The 935-nt window shown below is 36.4% G+C and carries 1 protein-coding gene; it reads left to right on the top strand.

Translation table 11 applies throughout. From position 1 onward, the window contains the following. Nucleotides 1-789: condensation domain-containing protein (locus AB6735_RS27970; protein ID WP_370999475.1), on the top strand; the 789-nt coding region annotated here is incomplete at its 5' end. Nucleotides 790-935 lie beyond the last annotated feature (146 nt).

Below are 935 nucleotides of genomic sequence, written 5' to 3'. Positions count from 1 at the left end.
CAGTTTAAAGAAAAGATCGATCCAATACGGTTGCCTTTTTATCAGGCAGAAAGGGAGCCGCGTAACGGGAGCAACGAGGAACAGGTAGTTTTCCGCCTGGATAAAAATGTTAGTGAAGCCCTGGCTGCTATTGCAAAAGAAGAGAGCTCCACCATATTTGCAACGTTAACAGCGGGATTTTCAATATTAATCCATCTCTATACTTTAAAAGACACGATTGCTATAGGAACTCCAATTGCCTGCCGTGAACATTTCAATCTTCAGGACCAGATAGGATTATATTTGAATACGGTTGTCCTTAAATTAAACCTAAAAGACCAAGAAAGTTTCATCATGTTTTTGAGAAGGACACAGCAAATTATCATAGATGCACAGACTCACCAAATATATCCTTTTAACCAGCTAATTGATGATTTGAAGATTCCGCGTATTCCAGGTCAACATCCCCTGTTTAATATCATGATTGATATGGTAAGCTTCAATCTGTTTGACAGGCAATTTGAATCAGAAAAAGGTGATGGCTTTGAAAATCTGAACCTTGGCATTAATGCAGTTCCGCTTAACCATCATAAAAGCAAATATGATATAGTTATTAATTGTGCACAAAAGGGGACTGCTATTGAAATAGCAATCGAGTATGATATTAATCATTATGGAAATGAGGATATTGCTCAAATGGGAGAACATTTAAGAACTCTTTTCCAAAATATTTCTGTCAATCCTCATCAGAGGATCTCAAGTCTGACTTTTTTTAAAAAACCGCAACTTAACATTTTTCCGGTCATGTAGTCATCATAAAAAGGTAGTTTGTACAAGAGGTAAACCTAAGTGAAATTCATAATTTATATATATGCTTGTTAAATGTTCCTATCATCAAGATCGTTTGTGGTTTATAGATCAGTTCGAATCGGGAAACTTGTACGCATCTTCACCGG

It is taken from the genome of Mucilaginibacter sp. RCC_168 (assembly GCF_041355315.1).
Classification (GTDB): Bacteria; Bacteroidota; Bacteroidia; order Sphingobacteriales; family Sphingobacteriaceae; genus Mucilaginibacter.
The sequence above is the reverse complement of the archived record's forward strand: the minus strand, read 5'-3'. Positions and strand labels throughout refer to the sequence as shown.